This is a genomic window from Arthrobacter sp. 05T420 (assembly GCF_056396305.1).
Map to the genome: position 1 here is coordinate 134,951 of NZ_JBFTLG010000012.1, position 16,813 is coordinate 151,763.

Here is a 16,813-nt window from a genome sequence, read left to right on the forward strand (position 1 = left end):
CGGACTACTCCGCACCTATTGCAAGAGAGGACGTAGACCATGGAACTCACCGCAGGTCTCGTTTGGCTCCTGGTCGCCGCGGCACTCGTGCTGTTCATGACCCCGGGCCTAGCATTCTTCTACGGCGGCATGACCCGCGCCAAGTCGGCTTTGAACATGATGATGATGAGCTTCGTCGCCATTGGAACCGTGAGCATCATGTGGGTCCTTTGGGGCGCCTCGATGGCGACGAGCAACGAAGACAACTTCTTCCAGATCTTCGCCAACCCGTTCAGCCACTTCGGCCTCCACGGCTTCACCGAACCGGCTGATCTGCTCAAGGTCGGCTACGCGGCCACCTTCGCCATCATCACGGTGGCCCTGATCTCCGGCGCAGTCGCGGACCGCGCCAAGTTCTCCGCCTGGGTGGTCTTCACCCCCGTCTGGGCAACCCTCGTCTACGCGCCGATGGCCTTCATGGTCTGGGGCGGCGGACTCTTCTCCGCCAGTGGCTGGTTCGGCCAGACGTTCGCGCCGGTCATCGACTTCGCCGGCGGCACCGTGGTCCACATCAACGCCGGCGTCGCCGGCCTGATCCTGGTCCTGATCATCGGTAACCGCAAGGGCTTCGGCAAGGACCCGAACCACCGCCCGCACAATATTCCGTTCGTCATGCTCGGCGCCGCAATCCTGTGGTTCGGCTGGTTCGGCTTCAACGCCGGTGCCGCCGCCACTGTGGAGCAGGCCGGCCTGATCTGGATCAACACCCTGGCAGCCCCGGCCGCCGCCATGCTCGGCTGGCTCGCCGTGGAACGCTTCCGCGACGGCCACCCGACCTCCCTCGGTGCCGCCTCCGGCGTGGTGGCCGGCCTGGTTGCCATCACCCCGGCCTGCGCCAACGTCTCCCCGCTGGGTGCGATCGCCCTCGGCGTCGCTGCCGGCGTGGCCTCCGCGCTCGCCGTCGGCCTGAAGTTCAAGTTCGGCTACGACGACTCGCTCGACGTCGTCGGCGTCCACCTCGTCTCCGGTGTTGTCGGCACCGTGGCAATCGGCTTCCTGGCCACCCCGACCCAGGGCACCGCGGGCCTGTTCTACGGCGGCGGCACCACGCAGCTGGTGGCCCAGAGCCTCGCGGCGCTGATGGCCATCGTCTTCACCGCCGTGATGACGTTCATCATCGCCTTCCCGATCCACAAGCTCATGGGCTTCCGGGTCTCCCAGGAACAGGAAGTCGTCGGTGTGGACCTGAGCCTGCACGCAGAGACCGCCTACGAGTTCGGCGTCGGCGGGCAGGGCGGCAGCTTCCAGCCGCTGCACGAACTGATCACCGGCAAGCCGATGGGCGAAGAGGAACTCTCCGAGGTCCCGATGGGCGCCGCGTCCAACGGCAAGCAGAACGCAACGGGTAAGGAAAGTGTGGGGGCATGAAACTGATCACGGCAATCGTCCGACCGGAAAAGCTTGAGGCTATTCGCGAAGGCCTGGAAGCCTACGGTGTGCAGGGCCTCACCGTCAGCGCAGCCAGCGGCTACGGCCGGCAGCGCGGCTACACCGAGGTGTACCGCGGGGCCGAATACAATGTGGACCTCCTGCCCAAGATCCGGGTAGAAGTCCTGGCCACCGACGAACAGGCGGACGACATCCTGGATGTCATCATCGCCAGTTCAAACACCGGCCGCGCCGGGGACGGCAAGGTCTGGACGATGGATGTGTTCGAGGCTGTCAGGGTCCGCACCGGAGAGCGCGGTTCGGCAGCGATCTAGCTGCTCCCGCTCCACTCCCGCAACGGGAGACTGACACAGGAACGGATACAGCGGCGCTGACACTGCGGGCCGGATGCCCCAAAGGCATCCGGCCCGCTTTGTCGTCTGGTGCCAGCCCTGACGCTGCGCCGGTTGCCAGCCCTGCTGGTCCGGTGCTGCACCGGTGCTACGCCGGCCAGCCCTCCGGCCCCGGGGTCCCGGCCGGGTACTCCTCCAGCGGGACATGCCCGGCGGTCCAGGACTTCAGCACCGGCGCCAGGATGCGCCAGCAGTCCTCGGCGGTGTCTGCCCGCACCGAGAGCAGCGGATCGCCGGTCAGGACGCCCTCCAGCACTTCGCCGTAGGGGAGGAGCTCGGAAGCGCTCAGCTCGGCCTGCAACGTGGCCCGGTCCAGGCTCAGGACATCGCCCGGGCTGTTCACGTCGACGTCGAACTGCAGCGTGTCCGGGCCAAAACCGATCCGCAGCTGGTTGGGGGCGTCCACGCCGGTGAACCCCTTCGGCAGGTGCGGCACCGGCCGGAAAGTCACCACGGCCTCCTTGCGTTTGGTGTCCAGCGCCTTGCCCGAGCGCAGGATGAACGGCACGCCCTGCCAGCGCCAGTTGTCGATCTCCACCTGCACCTCGGCGAGGGTCTCGGTGCCCCTGGAGGCGTCCACGCCGTCCTCCTTGGCATAGTCCGGAACCTTGCGGCTGTTGATGGAACCGGCGGTGTACCGTGCCCGGCGGGTGTTCTGGCGGTACGGGGCCTTGATGCTGCTGGCCCGCAGCACCGTGGCCACGGCATCGCGGAGGTCCCGTTCGTCCACGGAGGCCGGCGGCTCGATGGCCATGAGGGCCATGATCTGCAGCAGATGGCTCTGGATCATGTCGCGGAGGGCGCCGGCACCGTCGTAGTAGCGGGCACGGCCTTCGAGGGCGAGGTCCTCGTCGAAAATGATCTCGACCTTTTCGATGTGCTGCCGGTTCCACACGGGCTCCAGGAACGTGTTAGCGAAGCGCAGGCCAAGGATGTTCAGGACGGTCGCCTTGCCGAGGAAGTGGTCCACCCGGTGGATGTGGTCCTCCGGGACCAGCGCGGCCAGTGTCTTGTTCAGGTGCTGTGCGGATTGCTCGTCCGAGCCGAACGGCTTCTCCATGACCAGGCGGGTGCCCGCGGGCACGTCCTCCGGGGCCAGGGCCTCGCAGGCGAGCTGGCTGACGTGCGGCGGCAGGGCGAAGTAGACGGCTACGGGGCCTTCCAGCTGCGCGAGCAAGCCGGCGAGCTGGCCCTTGGCCGTGACATCGAGCTGGTGGTAGGTGCTCTCCTGGCGGATCCGCTTGAGTTCCCCCTTGCCGTGCGCATCGGCCTTCGAGTTCTCGTCCGCGAAGGACTCCTCGATCCGGCCCAGCCACTGCTCCGGCGTCCAGGGGTCCGATCCCGCTCCTGCCAGGGTGAGGCCGTCGGCGCGGCCCCGGGCCACCAGGCGGGCCAGCCCTGGCAACAGGAGCCTGCCCGTAAGATCGCCGGAGGCACCAAGGATGAGCAGGGTTTTTACAGTTGTTTGGCTGGTCACCTAAGCCAGCATGCCATCTTGAAGGCGCATATTGGTACCCTAGATAGTCGAGTCCCGTTGTCGAGGCGGTTCGTTCAGGCGAACACCAGTCGCGACGCTGGCGTGCCGCTCCGGCCGCCATCTGTAGATCCACTGAAAGAAGTGCACGGCGCGTGTTCAATTCACTCTCTGACCGGTTGACAGCAACCTTCAAGAATCTGCGTGGCAAAGGCCGCCTGACCGAGGCGGACGTTGACGCCACAGTCCGCGAGATCCGGCGTGCCCTCCTGGACGCCGATGTCGCAGTGCCCGTGGTCCGGGAGTTCACCGGCCGCGTGCGCGAGCGTGCCCTCGGCGCCGAAGTCTCCGGCGCGCTGAACCCAAGCCAGCAGATCGTGAAGATCGTCAACGAGGAGCTTGTTGAGATCCTCGGTGGCGAGACCCGCCGGATCCGCCTCGCCAAGACCGGACCCACCATCATCATGCTGGCCGGCCTGCAGGGCGCCGGTAAGACCACCCTGGCCGGCAAGCTCTCCAAGTGGCTCAAGGCCCAGGGCCACAGCCCCATGCTGGTGGCGTGTGACCTCCAGCGCCCCAACGCCGTCACCCAGCTGCAGGTGGTCGGCCAGCGCGCCGGCGTGCCCGTGTTCGCCCCGCACCCGGGCGCCACGTCCACCGAGCTGGACCACCCTGCCGGCGACCCGGTCGCCGTCGCCCGTGCCGGCGTCGAGGAAGCCAAGCGCACCCTTCACGACGTCGTGATCGTGGACACCGCCGGCCGCCTTGGCATCGACGCCGAGATGATGGAGCAGGCGCGTCAGATCCGCCGCGCGATTGTCCCGAACGAAGTCCTGTACGTGATCGACTCCATGATCGGCCAGGACGCCGTCAACACGGCCATGGCGTTCGATGAGGGCGTCAACTTCACCGGCATTGTGCTCTCCAAGCTCGACGGCGACGCCCGCGGCGGTGCGGCGCTGTCCGTCACGTCGGTGACCGGCAAGCCTGTCATGTTCGCGTCCACCGGCGAAGGCCTGGACGACTTCGAGCTCTTCCACCCGGACCGCATGGCCTCGCGCATCCTGGACATGGGTGACGTCCTCACCCTGATCGAGCAGGCCGAGAAGTCCTGGGACAAGGATGAAGCCGCCCGGATGGCGAAGAAGTTCGCCGACCAGGAAGATTTCACCCTGGATGACTTCCTCGCCCAGATGCAGCAGATCCGCAACATGGGCTCCATGAAGAAAATGCTCATGATGATGCCCGGCGCGCAGAACATCCGCCAGCAGCTGGAGCAGTTCGACGAGCGCGAGATCGACCGGGTCGAGGCCATTGTCCGGTCGATGACCCCGCACGAGCGCGTGGCCCCGAAGATCATCAACGGCTCCCGCCGGGCTCGCATTGCCCGCGGTTCCGGCGTCCACGTCTCGGAGGTCAACGGACTCCTGGAGCGCTTTGCCCAAGCCCAGAAGATGATGAAGAAGATGGCCGCCGGCGGCGGGATGCCCGGCATGCCGGGGATGCCCGGCATGGGCGGCGGGGGCGGTGCCCGGAAGGGCGCCAAGTCCGCGCCCAAGAAGAAGGCCCGCTCCGGCAACCCGGCCAAGGCTGCGCAGGAACTGCGTGACGCCGAGGCCCGGCGCGCCGCCGGCCCCAAGGCCCTGCCCACCGGAGCATCGTTCGGCCAGCAGGGCGGCGACTTCGATCCGTCCCAGCTGAACCTGCCCAAGGGCTTCGATAAGTTCCTCGGCGGCAGCAAATAGCCGCACCTGCTGGGCGCCGCCGGGACTGTGTCGCCGGCGGCATCAGCACTGACGTGCCATAGGGTTAGACAATGTTCAAGCAGCGCGTAGTCTTCGTCCACGGGGATGGCAGCTTCGGTGCCGCGGCGTGGCCAAAGCAGCACGGCATGGCGCTGGACTACGACGCCCTGTTCCTGCGGCGGCACGGGTTCGACGCCGTCGCGGAACCGCTCGAATCCAACTTCGCCGCCGACGCCGCAATAGTGCTCGCGTCGCTGGCAGACGACGGCCGCGGCGAGGCCGGCGGTCACGTGGTGGCCCATTCGCAGGGCGCGATCGCCGCGATGATGGCCGCCGTCGAACGGCCCGACCTCGTCCAGTCGCTGACCCTGGTGGAACCTGCCTGCCTGTCCTTGACCGCTGAGCTCCCGGCCACCGCCGCGCACCGGGCGCTCATGCAGCCGCTCTTCGACGTCCGGCACAACCTCAGCGACGACGACTTCCAGCGGGAGTTCATCCGCCGAGCGTTTGCGGCGGACGCGCCGGGGGCCACGACGCCGGAGGCCCTCCGGGCGGCGCGCCGGCTCCGCCTGCAGGCGCCGCCGTGGGAAGCCCCGCTGCAGATCGTGCCGGGCGTGCCGACGCTGGTCCTGACCGGCGGCTGGGAGCCGCTGTATGAGGAAATCGCCGGCTACCTGCGCGAGACCGGTGCCCTGCACCGCACGGCGCCGGGAGGGCACCGGCCCCAGGATTCAACCGAGGGGGACCGGGCCATCCGCTCGTACATCGCCGAGGTCAGCCGGCGCCAGCACGCCCGGGCATCCTAGGACGCTGTCCTAGGAAGCTGCGGGGCCTCCCATAGCAGGCTCCGGCAGATAGACCTTGCCGCCCGAGGCAATGAACTCCTTGCTCTTCGCCTGCATTCCGGCCGCCATCTGCGCGAGGGCCGCCTGCGAGTCAGCTGAACCGTATTCGTCCCGGATGTCCTGGCTGATCCGCATGGAGCAGAACTTAGGCCCGCACATCGAGCAGAAGTGGGCCGTCTTGGCCGGCTCCGCGGGCAGCGTCTCATCGTGGAAGGCCTCGGCCGTCACCGGGTCCAGGGACAGCGCGAACTGGTCCCGCCAGCGGAACTCAAACCGCGCCTTGGACAGGGCATCGTCGCGTTCGTGGGCGCCGGGGTGGCCCTTGGCGAGGTCGGCGGCGTGGGCCGCGATCTTGTAGGTGATCACGCCCGTTTTCACGTCGTCCTTGTTCGGCAGCCCGAGGTGTTCCTTGGGCGTGACGTAGCAGAGCATGGCAGTGCCGTAGCGGGCTATCTCCGTCGCGCCGATCGCCGAGGTGATGTGGTCATACCCGGGTGCGATGTCGGTGACCAGCGGCCCGAGCGTGTAGAACGGAGCGCCCTTGCAGAGTTCCTGCTGGCGCTCCACGTTTTCCCGGACCAGGTGGAAAGGCACGTGCCCGGGACCCTCCACCATGACCTGCACATCGAACTCCCAGGCACGCTGCGTGAGCTCGGCCAGGGTGTCCAGCTCGGCGAACTGCGCCGCGTCGTTGGCATCCGCCGTCGCGCCGGGCCGCAGCCCGTCACCCAGGGAAAACGCGACGTCGTACTTCGCGAAAATCTCGCACAGCTCGTCGAAGTGGGTGTAGAGGAAGTTCTCCTGGTGGTGCGCCAGGCACCAGCCGGCCATGATCGCTCCGCCGCGGGACACGATGCCGGTGACCCGGTTGGCCGTCAGGGGCACATAGCGCAGCAGCACCCCCGCGTGGATGGTCATGTAGTCCACGCCCTGCTCGCACTGCTCGATCACTGTGTCCCGGAAGATCTCCCAGGTCAGGGCGTTCGCCTCGCCGTTGACTTTCTCCAGCGCCTGGTAGATGGGGACCGTGCCAATGGGGACGGGGGAGTTGCGGATGAGCCACTCGCGCGTCGTGTGGATATCGTCCCCGGTGGAGAGGTCCATGACGGTGTCCGCGCCCCATTGCGTGGCCCACTGGAGTTTGTCGACTTCCTCGGCGATGGAGCTGGTCACGGCGGAGTTGCCGATATTGGCGTTGATTTTCACCAGGAACGCCTTGCCGATGATCATCGGCTCGGATTCGGGGTGGTTGACGTTGTTGGGAATGATCGCCCGGCCCGCGGCCACCTCGCTGCGCACCAACTCCACGTCGCAGTTCTCACGCAGCGCGACGAACCGCATTTCCTGGGTGATGACGCCGTCCCGGGCGTAGCGCATCTGCGTGACGGTCCGGCCCTCAACCCCGCGGCGCGGCACCGGGCGTCCGCCCCGCCACTCGGCCGATGCCGCGCCCCGGCGTAGCGCCGACTTGCCGTCGTCGAGCAGCTCCCGTTCCCGGCCGGCGTAGGTTTCGGTGTCAGCCCTGGCCTCGATCCAGGGCGCACGGAACGGCTCCAGCCCGCGGACCGGATCGCTGCCCGGGCCGGCCGTGCGGTAGACCCGGAACGGTGCGTTTCTGACGCCGCCCGGCGAGGGTTCCAGGGCGATCTCGGTCACTGGAACGCGGATGCCATGGTCCAGGTCCGTGGTGAAGGCCAGCGAGTGGGACTTCATCGACTGCGTGGCGGCTGCAGATTCGTTGTGGACTGACTCATTTTGGACAGGGCTGTGCTGTGTCAATTGGGTATTCACGAAAATACTCACTTCCTTCGCCGGCATTACCCGGACAGGTTCAACGGTCGCAGGCTGCGTCAGCCCGATCTCAGCCCCTGCAAGGGCACCCGTGTGGTCGTAGACGAAGCTACCACGCGCTTCCGGATGGCTGTCGAGTGTGACGCGTGCGACGGGCCGCGGTGTTAGCGTGGCATTGTGACTCTGCCTTGGGCCGTGCCCCGCATCAGAACGGCGACGCCGGAAGACATGCCGGCCCTGCCGGTTCTCGAGGCCGCAGCAGACCGCGTCCTCGAAGCGGAGCTGGGGAACCAGTCGCTCCCGGTCCCGGAGTTAACGACGCCGGTTGAGCCGCTCTTCATACTCGTCACCGGAGCCCCGCCCGTGGGGTTTGCCCGCGTTGACGATGTCGGCGGCCACGCCCATCTGGAGCAACTCTCGGTGCACCCCGACTTTGGCGGTCGGGGCATCGGACGGTCCTTGGTGGAGGCGGCCCTCGGTGCGGCCCGGGGCCGTGGCTATATGTCGATGACGCTTTGCGCCTTCGCGGACGTTCCGTTCAATGCGCCGTTTTATGCGAGCTGCGGTTTCGAGGAGTACCCCCAACCCGGGCAGGCGTTGGCTGCCCTGCGGATCCGCGAAGCGCAGTTGGGGCTGGATGATCTGGGACGGCGGATCGTCATGCGGATTAGGCTTAGCCCATGACCGCAATCATCGAGTTCAGCGGCCCCATCCTCACGGCGGCGGACCGGGAACGCCGCGGTCTCTGGTCGGTGGACGGCCTGCTGACCTTCCGCCGTCCGGCCGCCGCGCCGGACCTCGTGCTGGACGGCTGGGTCATTCCCGGCCTCGTGGACGCGCACTGCCATATCGGACTGGGCCCGGGCGGTGACGTTTCCGAGGCCACCGCGGAATCTCAGGCCCTGGCGGACCGCGGCGCCGGGACGCTGCTGGTCCGCGACGCCGGCGCGGTCCACGACACCCGCTGGCTCCAGCAGCGCGCTGACCTTCCAAGGATCATCCGCGCCGGCCGGCACATCGCCAGGACCAGGCGCTACCTGCCGGGCCTGGCCATCGAGGTCGAACCCGATGATCTCGTCGAGGCCGTGCGCAAGCAGGCCCGCGCCGGCGACGGCTGGGTCAAGCTCGTGGGGGACTGGATCGACCGCGACGCCGGCGACCTCGCCGCCAGCTTTCCCGCCCGGACGGTCATGGACGCCGTCCAGGCCGCCCACGACGAAGGGGCCCGCGTCACCGCCCACTGCTTCGCCGAAGACACCCTGGATGACATGCTCGACGCCGGGATCGACTGCATCGAGCACGCCACCGGCTTGCTGCCCCGGCACCTGCCGCGCTTCCTCGATCAGGGTGTCCCGATTGTGCCCACCCTGATCAACATCGCCACGTTCCCGGACATTGCCGCCCGGGCCGAGGCCAAGTTCCCCCGTTACGCCGCCCACATGCGCTCGCTGTGGGAGCGGCGGGCGGATCGGGTGCTCGAAGCCTACGAGGCGGGGGTGGCCATCTTTGCCGGCACCGACGCCGGCAGCGTGATCAGCCACGGCCGGATCGTGGACGAAGTCCAGGCCCTGCACGCCGCAGGCCTTCCCGCCTCAGCCGCACTCGACGCCGCATGCTGGTCCGCGCGGACATGGCTCGGCGCGGATTCCATCGGTGAAGGGGCGAGTGCGGACGTCCTGGTCACCGCCGAGGATCCGCGGAGCCAGCCGGCCACGCTCCACCGGCTCAGGCACATCGTGTTGCGCGGGCTCCCGGTGAACCGGGAACCAGCCCGGCCATTAGGAATAAATTGAAGCTTCAAGTAATTTACTTCTATGCAGGGTCACCGAAATCCGGTGGCCACAGAACCCACGGAGCGTTTCAATGACCGCAGAAGCCAGCACGCAGGACCTCCTTCCTGCCGAACTCACCATGGGCACTGTGATGCTCAAGGTCGGCGACATGAAGCTCATGACCGACTACTACCAGCGCGCCCTCGGCCTGGAGACTGTGGCCGAACAGGACGGCGGGCTCTACCTCGGGCGCCAGCAGAAGCCGCTGGTCCACCTGGCACCCGCACCTGGCCTGAATCTTCCGTCTCGCGGCGAGGCCGGTCTCTTCCATACCGCACTCCTCTTCGAGGACCAGCACTCGCTGGCGGCCACCATTGCCAGCGCGGCTCAGTACGAGCCGCAGTCCTTCACAGGCAGTGCGGACCACCTCGTCAGCGAGGCCTTCTACTTCAACGACCCCGAAGGCAACGGCATCGAGCTGTACTGGGACCGGCCGCGGGAGGCCTGGTCCTGGGAGGGCAAGAACGTCGTCATGGACAGCCTCGCCCTGCCGCCGCAGCGCTACCTGCAGCAGTACCTGACCGAGGAGTCCGTGACCGGCCAGCGCCAGGCCGCCGCCGGCGTCGGGCACGTCCACCTCCAGGTGGGCGACGTCCAGTCGGCGCATGAGTTCTACGTCGGCACGCTGGGCTTCGAGAAGACCGCGGGCTGGCACGGCCAGGCGCTGTTCGTCTCGGCCGGCGGCTACCACCACCACATGGCCATGAACGTCTGGAACAGCCGCGGCGCGGGCCCCCGGCGCGACACGCTGGGCCTGGGTGAGGTCCTCATCGAAGTGCCGTCCGGTGACGACGTCGCCGCCCTGGCCGACCGGCTCAAGGTCGCCGGCATCGACTCGCACCACACTGGCGCCGAGCTGCGCTTCGAGGACCCGTGGCGCAACCGGATCCGCGTCGCGGTTCGCTAAAGCCCGAGCCTTGAGGGGCATGCCCAGCGCAGTGGGTCAGCAGTGGACATGGCTCCTATATGTCCATTGGTCGCGGCCAGCGGAGGCATGCCCGCGGGAGGTGGCACGGGATTGCCGGGTCAGAGGTGGGCATGTCCGTATGTGGCTGGCAGGGCCGCGGGACATGTCCATTTGCCGCGCCCGGGAGTGGATATAGCGTCTTTATGTCCACTGGTCGCGGCCGGCGGAGGGCATGCCCGCGGGAAGTGGCGGGGGATGGCCGGGCCAGCGGTGGACATGTCCCCATGTGGCTGGCAGGGCCGCGGGACATGTCCACTCCAGGCGCAGCCGGGCCGAAGCGCTAGGCTGGGATGACGTGCGAAAACAGCGGTCCGCGTACCGCCGAACCTTAAGGACCAGCTGCATGGGATTCACCGAACTCTTTGTGTCCACCCACGAAGAAGCCCTCAAGCGCGCCGGCGCACTCCAAGGCGGCGGCCCGGCCGCGCCGGGGGCCGTCCGGATCCCGGACATCAGTGACTTCGAGGTGGAGCGGCTCGGAGACCTCGCCGGAGTGGCCGTGCACGCCCCGGGCGCGGACTATGAGCTGGCCATGGTTGACGTGGCCAGCGACTCGCTGCTCGGCGTCCCCGCCGCGATGGTCCGCACGCTTGCGGAACTGCTCAGCTATGAAACCGAAGGGGAGGGCGACGTCCTTGAGGATGTCGCGGCCAACTGGGCCGCCGAGGAGGACATGCCCTTCGGCCCGGACGAGGCGCGCGGCTATGTCCGCCGGATCGCCGAGCTCGCCGCCGGAGTGGACCCCGCAACCAGGTCTGGCCTCTACGTCTGGACCTCCTGACCGGCGCGGATCGCCGCGTCTTTCGCCCTGTCCAGGCCGCCCGCCGGTACGCGGGGCTCGTGTCAAGTCGAAATCCTGCCGGTGATCTGGCACAATGAACAGGTACTCGATCTGCGTGGCCCCTCTCTCCGCGTCTGGATCTTGTCCTTTAGAACCCCCAAGTACGGCCCGCCCCACGGGTGCAGAACGCCGGGCTCGACCCCGTTTCAGAAACAGGAGTGACCACAAAAGTGGCCGTAAAGATTCGCCTTAAGCGCTTCGGTAAGATGCGCGCACCGTACTACCGCATCGTCGTCATGGACTCACGCTCCAAGCGTGATGGCCGTGCTATCGAAGAGATCGGCAAGTACCACCCGACCGAAGAGCCCTCGTACATCGAGGTCGACACGGACCGTGCCCAGTACTGGCTCGGCGTCGGCGCACAGCCGTCCGAGCAGGTTGCCGCGATCCTGAAGATCACCGGTGACTGGCAGAAGTTCAAGGGTCTCCCGGGCCAGGAGGGAACCTTGAAGACCAAGGCTCCCAAGGCTGCCTTCGTTACCCCGGAAAAGGGTTCCGTGATCATCCCGGAAGCCATCACCAAGAAGGCCAAGAAGGACGAAGCTGCCGAGGCTCCCGCCGACGCCGCCGAAGCAGAGACCACCGAGGCAGAGTAAATTGCTGGCAGAAGCGCTCGAACACCTGGTCCGCGGGATTGTTGACAGCCCCGAGGACGTCAAGGTCAGTGCGAAGAACAACCGCCGCGGGGAAACCCTCGAGGTGCGCGTTCATCAGGACGACCTCGGACGGGTGATCGGCCGGCAGGGCCGCACCGCACGCGCATTGCGCACTGTGGTTGCGGCACTGGCGGACGGCGAGCCGGTCAGGGTCGACGTCGTCGACACCGACCGCCGCCGGTAACGCTTTTCAGCACTACTTGTCTTGAGTCCGGCCCCTTCACCAGATAATGGTGGAGGGGCCGGACTGTTTTCCCGTAATGACGCACCAGACCTACAGAATCACCAACCCCGAACAGAGGAACAGATGCAGCTCCAGGTGGCACGAATCGGCAAGCCCCACGGCATCCGCGGCGAAGTGACCGTTCAGGTGCTCACCGACGCGCCCGGCGACCGCTTTGTCCCCGGCACGCAGTTCATCGTGGAACCCGCCTCTGCCGGGCCGCTGACGGTGATCAGCGCCCGCTGGAACAAAGACATCCTGCTGCTGGCCTTCGATGAGATCGAGACCCGCAACGAGGCCGAGACCCTGCGCGGCGCGAAGCTGTTCATCGAAACCGAAGAAATCGGCGCCGACGACGACGATGAAGGCTGGTACGAGCACGAGCTCGTGGGCCTGGACGTCCGGGTGGGCGCCAATGTGGTGGGCAAGGTCTCCGGACTGCACACGCTGCCCGTCCAGGACCTGCTGGTTGTCACCGCGAACGACGGCAAGGAAGTCCTGATCCCGTTCGTGGAGCAGATTGTGCCCGAGGTCAATGTGGGTGAAAAATACGTCCTGGTCACCCCGCCCCCCGGACTGTTCGAGGTCAACACCGACGAGAACCCCGAAGCCCAGAACCCCGAAGACCAGGACCCCGAAGCCCAGGGCATCGCGTAGATGAGAATCGACGTCGTCAGCATCTTTCCGGACTACCTGGCCCCGCTGGAGCTGTCGCTGATCGGCAAGGCCCGCCAGGACGGCCTGCTGGACCTGAGGGTCCATGACCTGCGGGAGTTCACCACCGACCGGCACAGGACCGTGGATGACACCCCCTACGGCGGCGGCGCCGGCATGGTCATGAAGCCCGAGCCATGGGCGCAGGCCCTCACCGCCGTGGCCGCCGGGCAGATGGAGCGTTCCGAGGACGCCGGCGCCCCCGACGCTGCCGGTGCTGCCGGATCTGCCGGCAAACCGGTCCTGATCGTCCCGTCGCCGGCGGGGGAGCGCTTCACCCAGGCCACCGCGCACGAACTGGCGGAGGAAGACCAGCTGGTGTTCGCCTGCGGACGCTATGAAGGCATCGACGAACGGGTCCTGGAATGGGCCGCGGACCACTTCACGGTGCGCCCGATGAGCCTGGGGGACTACGTCCTCAACGGCGGCGAAGTGGCCGTGCTCGCCATGGTTGAGGCCATCGGGCGGCTGCTGCCCGGTGTCGTCGGCAACCCCGAGTCCCTCGTGGAGGAGTCCCACTCGGACGGGCTGCTCGAGTACCCCGTCTACACCAAGCCCTCCAGCTGGCGGGACCGGGACGTCCCGGCGGTGCTGCTGAGCGGCAACCACGGCAAGATCGCCCAGTGGCGCCGGCACGAGCAATACCGGCGCACCGCCGAACGCCGCCCCGACCTGCTCGCGGAGTTCGACGCCGGCAAGCTGCCGCGCGCGGACCGCACGGCGTTCGCTGACCTGGGGTACGACGTCGTCGACGGGCACCTGGTGCGCCGTCCCGACGCCTAACCGCCGGGATTGGGCTAACCCGCATAAAATGTGGCAAAATTAGTCCTTGTGCCTGCTGGGTTGCGAACCTGCCACAGGGGGAGCGCTACCAACAGCCCGGCACCCCGGTCCCGTCTATTCCTGACAGGGCCGGATTGACAAACTTTCGGCGGAAATTTCCGGGCGGCATATGCCCCCGGGTTTGGCCGCCGTAACCCAACGTGAGTGACCTGTGGCGTTCACCAGGAGTGGATCAATGCATATCCTCGATTCCGTAGATGCAGCCTCGCTGCGCACCGATGTTCCCGCGTTCCGCGCGGGTGACACCATCAAGGTTCACGTGAACATCATCGAAGGCAAGAACTCCCGCGTCCAGGTCTTCCAGGGCTTCGTCCTGGGCCGCCACGGCGATGGCGTCCGCGAAACCTTCACCGTCCGCAAGGTCTCCTTCGGTGTCGGCGTAGAGCGTACCTTCCCGGTGCACTCCCCGATCATCGACAAGATCGAGCTCGTCTCCAAGGGTGACGTGCGCCGCGCCAAGCTTTACTACATGCGTAACCTGCGTGGTAAGGCCGCGAAGATCAAGGAAAAGCGCGACTTCCAGCCCGCTAAGTAAGTCCTTCCAGACTTACACCGCAGGCTTCCACCGCGGCTCCACGGACCGTACCCGGTGCGTCAGCTAATGCGGCGCCGGAGTTATCCGCAACAGCGCAATTTAGTTCACGACAGCGCCAAGGGATACGGAACATGGAACAGCCAAAACGCCAGCCCAGGAAACCGGGCTGGCGTTTTGCGTTGCTGGCGCTGGTGCTCGCCGTGGTCATCAGCGCCGTGGTCCGCTCACTGTGGGTGGACATCTTCTTCATCCCGTCCGCCTCCATGGAACCGCTCCTCCACACCGGGGACCGGATCCTGGTGGCGCGGACCGGCTTCCAGGCTGAACCCCTGCGCCGGGGGGAGGTAGTGGTCTTCGACGGCCGCGGCTCCTTCGCCCCCCTGGGCAGCGGCAACGGCCCCGTGGTGGACACCCTCGCCGAGGCCGGACGCTGGCTGGGCCTCGCGGGCAGCGACACCACGTATGTCAAGCGCGTTATCGGACTGCCGGGCGACCGCGTGGTCTGTTGCGATGCCGGCGGCAAGCTCACAGTCAACGGCCAGCAAGTTGCGGAACCGTACATATATCCGGGTGACAACCCCAGCGAGGTGAAGTTCGCTGTTGAGGTGCCGGCGGGACGGCTCTGGCTCATGGGGGACCACCGCTCCCTGTCGGCCGATTCCCGGAGCCTCCTCGGCGCCCCGGGCGGCGGCATGGTGCCGCTGGAACGCGTCATTGGCAGACCGGTACAGATCATCTGGCCGCTTGATAGATTTGCAGCAGTAGCGCGGCCCGAACCGGCTGCGACAACGACGACGACGAACGGACAGTAGATGCCCGAGACCGAACCGCGCACTCCTGATCCGCAGGGTCAGGACCGACCCCGGGTTACCGCCTCGGCGATCCCCGGGGACGAGCCGGCGGATCCACCGGCTGGAGCGCCAGACGCGGCGGGGCCTGTGGCGCGTGCTGGTGCCCCGACGTCGGCGTCGCAGGACGATGGCACCGGAGCGCAGCGAGCTGATCGGATCGGCGGCCAGGGCGACGGCGACCAAGGCGACGGGGAACCGACCGACAGAGACCGGGCCGACAGGGACCGGGCCGCCAGGGACCGGGCCGACAGGGACCGGGCCGCCGGTCCCGCCCACGCGGATGCGTCCTCGCGCCGGGCCAGGAAGGCCAAGGCCCGTGAAGGGCACAGTCCACTTTTCCTGTGGCTGAAGGAGGTTGCCACGGTGGTCATCGTGGCAATCGTGCTGTCCTTCCTGATCAAGACCTTCCTGTTCCGGGCCTTCTACATCCCGTCCGAATCCATGGTCAATACCCTCGATGTGAACGACCGCATCTTCGTGAACCTCCTCGTGCCGGAGCCCATGGCGCTCCAACACGGGGACGTCGTGGTGTTCAGGGACAGTCAGGGCTGGCTTGCCCCCGCAGCCGCGAAGACGAAGGGCCCGTTTACCTGGGTGCAGGACGGGCTGACGTTCGTCGGGTTGCTTCCGGATAACTCGGAACAGCACCTGGTCAAGCGCGTCATCGGGCTCCCGGGCGACCACGTGGTCTGCTGCGACGCCGGCGGGCAGCTCACCGTCAACGGCACGCCGCTGAACGAGAAGTACATCAATTCCGCAGAGATTCCCCAGGTTCGCGACTTCGACGTCGTGGTGCCCGCGGGCAAGGTCTGGGTCATGGGCGACAACCGCAACCACTCGGCCGATTCCCGCGCCCACATGGACACCAATGGCGGCTTCGTCAACGAGTCCGACATCGAAGGCAAGGCTGCCGTCATCGCGTGGCCGCTGAACAGGATATCGGCCCTGGATAACTACCCGGACGTCTTCCGGGCCGTGCCCGCACCGTCCGGAAAGTAAGCCGCCCGCCATGTCAGTCGCCCCTACCCTCGACTACGAACGCCGCTTCCGCAGCTCCGGCGCCCGGCTTCTCGCAGGCATCGACGAGGTGGGCCGCGGTGCCCTCGCCGGCCCCGTCAGCGTGGGGATCGCCGTCGTGGACCTGCAGCAGCAAAAGCTCCTGGCCGATGTCCGGGACAGCAAGCTGCTCAAGGTCGCGGACCGGGAGCGGCTGGTGCCGCTGGTGCGGGAGTGGTGCGTCGCCTCCGCCGTCGGACATGCGTCCGCGAACGAGATTGACGAGTTCGGGATCATTGCCGCCCTCCGCCTTGCCGGCAACCGGGCCTGGTTCGCCGTCCTCGCCGCCGGTTTCCGGCCCGAGGTGGTCCTGCTGGACGGCAGCCACAACTGGCTCTCGCCCGATCTCCAGCCCTCATTGTTTGACGAAGGCCCCGCCGAACCCGGCTGCGACGCGCCGGTGCACACGCTGGTGAAAGCCGACATGCAGTGCCTTAGCGTCGCCGCGGCCAGCATCCTCGCGAAGGTGGAGCGTGATGCGATGATGTGCGAGCTGCACCTCCAATACCCTGCCTACGGCTGGGACGAGAACAAGGGCTACGGTACCGGGGTGCACAAGGAGGCGCTGCGGACCGCCGGACCCACGCCTTACCACCGGGTCAGCTGGCAGCTGCTCTAGC

At 67.3% G+C, this 16,813-nt stretch carries 18 protein-coding genes and 1 riboswitch; of the genes, 16 read left to right on the plus strand and 2 right to left on the minus strand.

Features of this window, described 5'->3' with window-relative positions:
* Positions 1-39 precede the first annotated feature (39 nt).
* Positions 40-1,407: an ammonium transporter gene (locus AC1DEM_RS13250; protein WP_476884800.1), complete on the plus strand. Its 1,368-nt coding sequence runs from the start codon at positions 40-42 to the stop codon at positions 1,405-1,407.
* A complete protein-coding gene (locus AC1DEM_RS13255) occupies positions 1,404-1,742 on the plus strand; it encodes a P-II family nitrogen regulator (protein ID WP_028276847.1) in 339 nt (112 codons plus the stop codon). Before AC1DEM_RS13250 ends, AC1DEM_RS13255 begins: the two co-directional genes overlap by 4 nt.
* Before the next feature lie 166 nt (positions 1,743-1,908).
* Here AC1DEM_RS13255 and AC1DEM_RS13260 read toward each other — a convergent pair whose 3' ends face one another.
* The gene (locus AC1DEM_RS13260) at positions 1,909-3,297 is read right to left on the minus strand and encodes a glucose-6-phosphate dehydrogenase (RefSeq protein ID WP_476884801.1); all 1,389 of its coding nucleotides are present in this window, start codon (positions 3,295-3,297) and stop codon (positions 1,909-1,911) included.
* 152 nt (positions 3,298-3,449) lie between these two features.
* Here AC1DEM_RS13260 and ffh point away from each other — a divergent pair, with 152 nt between their 5' ends.
* Entirely contained in the window at positions 3,450-5,039 is a 1,590-nt protein-coding gene (gene ffh / locus AC1DEM_RS13265) for a signal recognition particle protein (RefSeq protein WP_277523459.1), read from the plus strand.
* A 71-nt stretch (positions 5,040-5,110) separates the two neighbouring features.
* The gene (locus tag AC1DEM_RS13270; RefSeq protein WP_476884802.1) at positions 5,111-5,845 is read left to right on the plus strand and encodes an alpha/beta fold hydrolase; all 735 of its coding nucleotides are present in this window, start codon (positions 5,111-5,113) and stop codon (positions 5,843-5,845) included.
* Between the two features lie 9 nt (positions 5,846-5,854).
* Here the strand turns inward: AC1DEM_RS13270 and thiC are convergent, their stop codons facing one another.
* Entirely contained in the window at positions 5,855-7,675 is a 1,821-nt protein-coding gene (gene thiC, locus AC1DEM_RS13275; protein ID WP_476884803.1) for a phosphomethylpyrimidine synthase ThiC, read from the minus strand.
* Positions 7,671-7,778, minus strand: a riboswitch (TPP riboswitch). (Overlaps the previous gene by 5 nt.)
* Positions 7,779-7,852: 74 nt before the next feature.
* Here thiC and AC1DEM_RS13280 point away from each other — a divergent pair.
* The 12 genes from AC1DEM_RS13280 (at position 7,853) to AC1DEM_RS13335 (ending at position 16,812) form a co-directional block, all read left to right on the plus strand.
* The gene (locus AC1DEM_RS13280; protein WP_476884804.1) at positions 7,853-8,359 is read left to right on the plus strand and encodes a GNAT family N-acetyltransferase; all 507 of its coding nucleotides are present in this window, start codon (positions 7,853-7,855) and stop codon (positions 8,357-8,359) included.
* Positions 8,356-9,468 (plus strand): amidohydrolase family protein, encoded by a 1,113-nt coding sequence (locus AC1DEM_RS13285; protein WP_476884805.1) that lies wholly within the window; start codon positions 8,356-8,358, stop codon positions 9,466-9,468. The genes AC1DEM_RS13280 and AC1DEM_RS13285 overlap by 4 nt, the downstream gene beginning before the upstream one ends.
* A gap of 70 nt (positions 9,469-9,538) precedes the next feature.
* Positions 9,539-10,414: a VOC family protein gene (locus AC1DEM_RS13290; protein ID WP_476884806.1), complete on the plus strand. Its 876-nt coding sequence runs from the start codon at positions 9,539-9,541 to the stop codon at positions 10,412-10,414.
* Between the two features lie 403 nt (positions 10,415-10,817).
* Positions 10,818-11,255 (plus strand): hypothetical protein, encoded by a 438-nt coding sequence (locus AC1DEM_RS13295; protein WP_277523468.1) that lies wholly within the window; start codon positions 10,818-10,820, stop codon positions 11,253-11,255.
* A gap of 230 nt (positions 11,256-11,485) precedes the next feature.
* Complete coding sequence (gene rpsP, locus AC1DEM_RS13300) at positions 11,486-11,911, plus strand: 30S ribosomal protein S16 (RefSeq protein ID WP_026266438.1); 426 nt, start codon at positions 11,486-11,488, stop codon at positions 11,909-11,911.
* A 1-nt stretch (position 11,912) separates the two neighbouring features.
* Complete coding sequence (locus tag AC1DEM_RS13305; RefSeq protein WP_018773450.1) at positions 11,913-12,155, plus strand: RNA-binding protein; 243 nt, start codon at positions 11,913-11,915, stop codon at positions 12,153-12,155.
* Positions 12,156-12,278: 123 nt separating this feature from the next.
* Entirely contained in the window at positions 12,279-12,851 is a 573-nt protein-coding gene (rimM, locus tag AC1DEM_RS13310; RefSeq protein WP_476884807.1) for a ribosome maturation factor RimM, read from the plus strand.
* On the plus strand, positions 12,852-13,691 hold the full coding sequence (gene trmD / locus AC1DEM_RS13315; RefSeq protein WP_476884808.1) for a tRNA (guanosine(37)-N1)-methyltransferase TrmD: 840 nt from the start codon (positions 12,852-12,854) through the stop codon (positions 13,689-13,691).
* A gap of 235 nt (positions 13,692-13,926) precedes the next feature.
* Positions 13,927-14,286 carry a 50S ribosomal protein L19 gene (gene rplS, locus AC1DEM_RS13320; protein WP_476884809.1) on the plus strand — a complete coding sequence of 120 codons (360 nt, stop codon included), beginning with the start codon at positions 13,927-13,929 and terminating at the stop codon, positions 14,284-14,286.
* A 131-nt stretch (positions 14,287-14,417) separates the two neighbouring features.
* Complete coding sequence (lepB, locus tag AC1DEM_RS13325) at positions 14,418-15,098, plus strand: signal peptidase I (protein ID WP_476884810.1); 681 nt, start codon at positions 14,418-14,420, stop codon at positions 15,096-15,098.
* Between the two features lie 126 nt (positions 15,099-15,224).
* Positions 15,225-16,136: a signal peptidase I gene (gene lepB / locus AC1DEM_RS13330; protein WP_476884811.1), complete on the plus strand. Its 912-nt coding sequence runs from the start codon at positions 15,225-15,227 to the stop codon at positions 16,134-16,136.
* 10 nt (positions 16,137-16,146) lie between these two features.
* On the plus strand, positions 16,147-16,812 hold the full coding sequence (locus AC1DEM_RS13335; protein WP_476884812.1) for a ribonuclease HII: 666 nt from the start codon (positions 16,147-16,149) through the stop codon (positions 16,810-16,812).
* Position 16,813 lies beyond the last annotated feature (1 nt).

What these genes read in the sequence shown, in the direction of transcription:
- AC1DEM_RS13250 (WP_476884800.1), top strand. Translation starts at nt 40, where the DNA reads ATGGAACTCACCGCAGGTCTCGTTTGGCTCCTGGTCGCCGCGGCACTC.
- AC1DEM_RS13255 (WP_028276847.1), top strand. Translation starts at nt 1,404, where the DNA reads ATGAAACTGATCACGGCAATCGTCCGACCGGAAAAGCTTGAGGCTATT.
- AC1DEM_RS13270 (WP_476884802.1), top strand. Translation starts at nt 5,111, where the DNA reads ATGTTCAAGCAGCGCGTAGTCTTCGTCCACGGGGATGGCAGCTTCGGT.
- AC1DEM_RS13285 (WP_476884805.1), top strand. Translation starts at nt 8,356, where the DNA reads ATGACCGCAATCATCGAGTTCAGCGGCCCCATCCTCACGGCGGCGGAC.
- AC1DEM_RS13290 (WP_476884806.1), top strand. Translation starts at nt 9,539, where the DNA reads ATGACCGCAGAAGCCAGCACGCAGGACCTCCTTCCTGCCGAACTCACC.
- AC1DEM_RS13295 (WP_277523468.1), top strand. Translation starts at nt 10,818, where the DNA reads ATGGGATTCACCGAACTCTTTGTGTCCACCCACGAAGAAGCCCTCAAG.
- rimM (WP_476884807.1), top strand. Translation starts at nt 12,279, where the DNA reads ATGCAGCTCCAGGTGGCACGAATCGGCAAGCCCCACGGCATCCGCGGC.
- trmD (WP_476884808.1), top strand. Translation starts at nt 12,852, where the DNA reads ATGAGAATCGACGTCGTCAGCATCTTTCCGGACTACCTGGCCCCGCTG.
- rplS (WP_476884809.1), top strand. Translation starts at nt 13,927, where the DNA reads ATGCATATCCTCGATTCCGTAGATGCAGCCTCGCTGCGCACCGATGTT.
- lepB (WP_476884810.1), top strand. Translation starts at nt 14,418, where the DNA reads ATGGAACAGCCAAAACGCCAGCCCAGGAAACCGGGCTGGCGTTTTGCG.
- AC1DEM_RS13335 (WP_476884812.1), top strand. Translation starts at nt 16,147, where the DNA reads ATGTCAGTCGCCCCTACCCTCGACTACGAACGCCGCTTCCGCAGCTCC.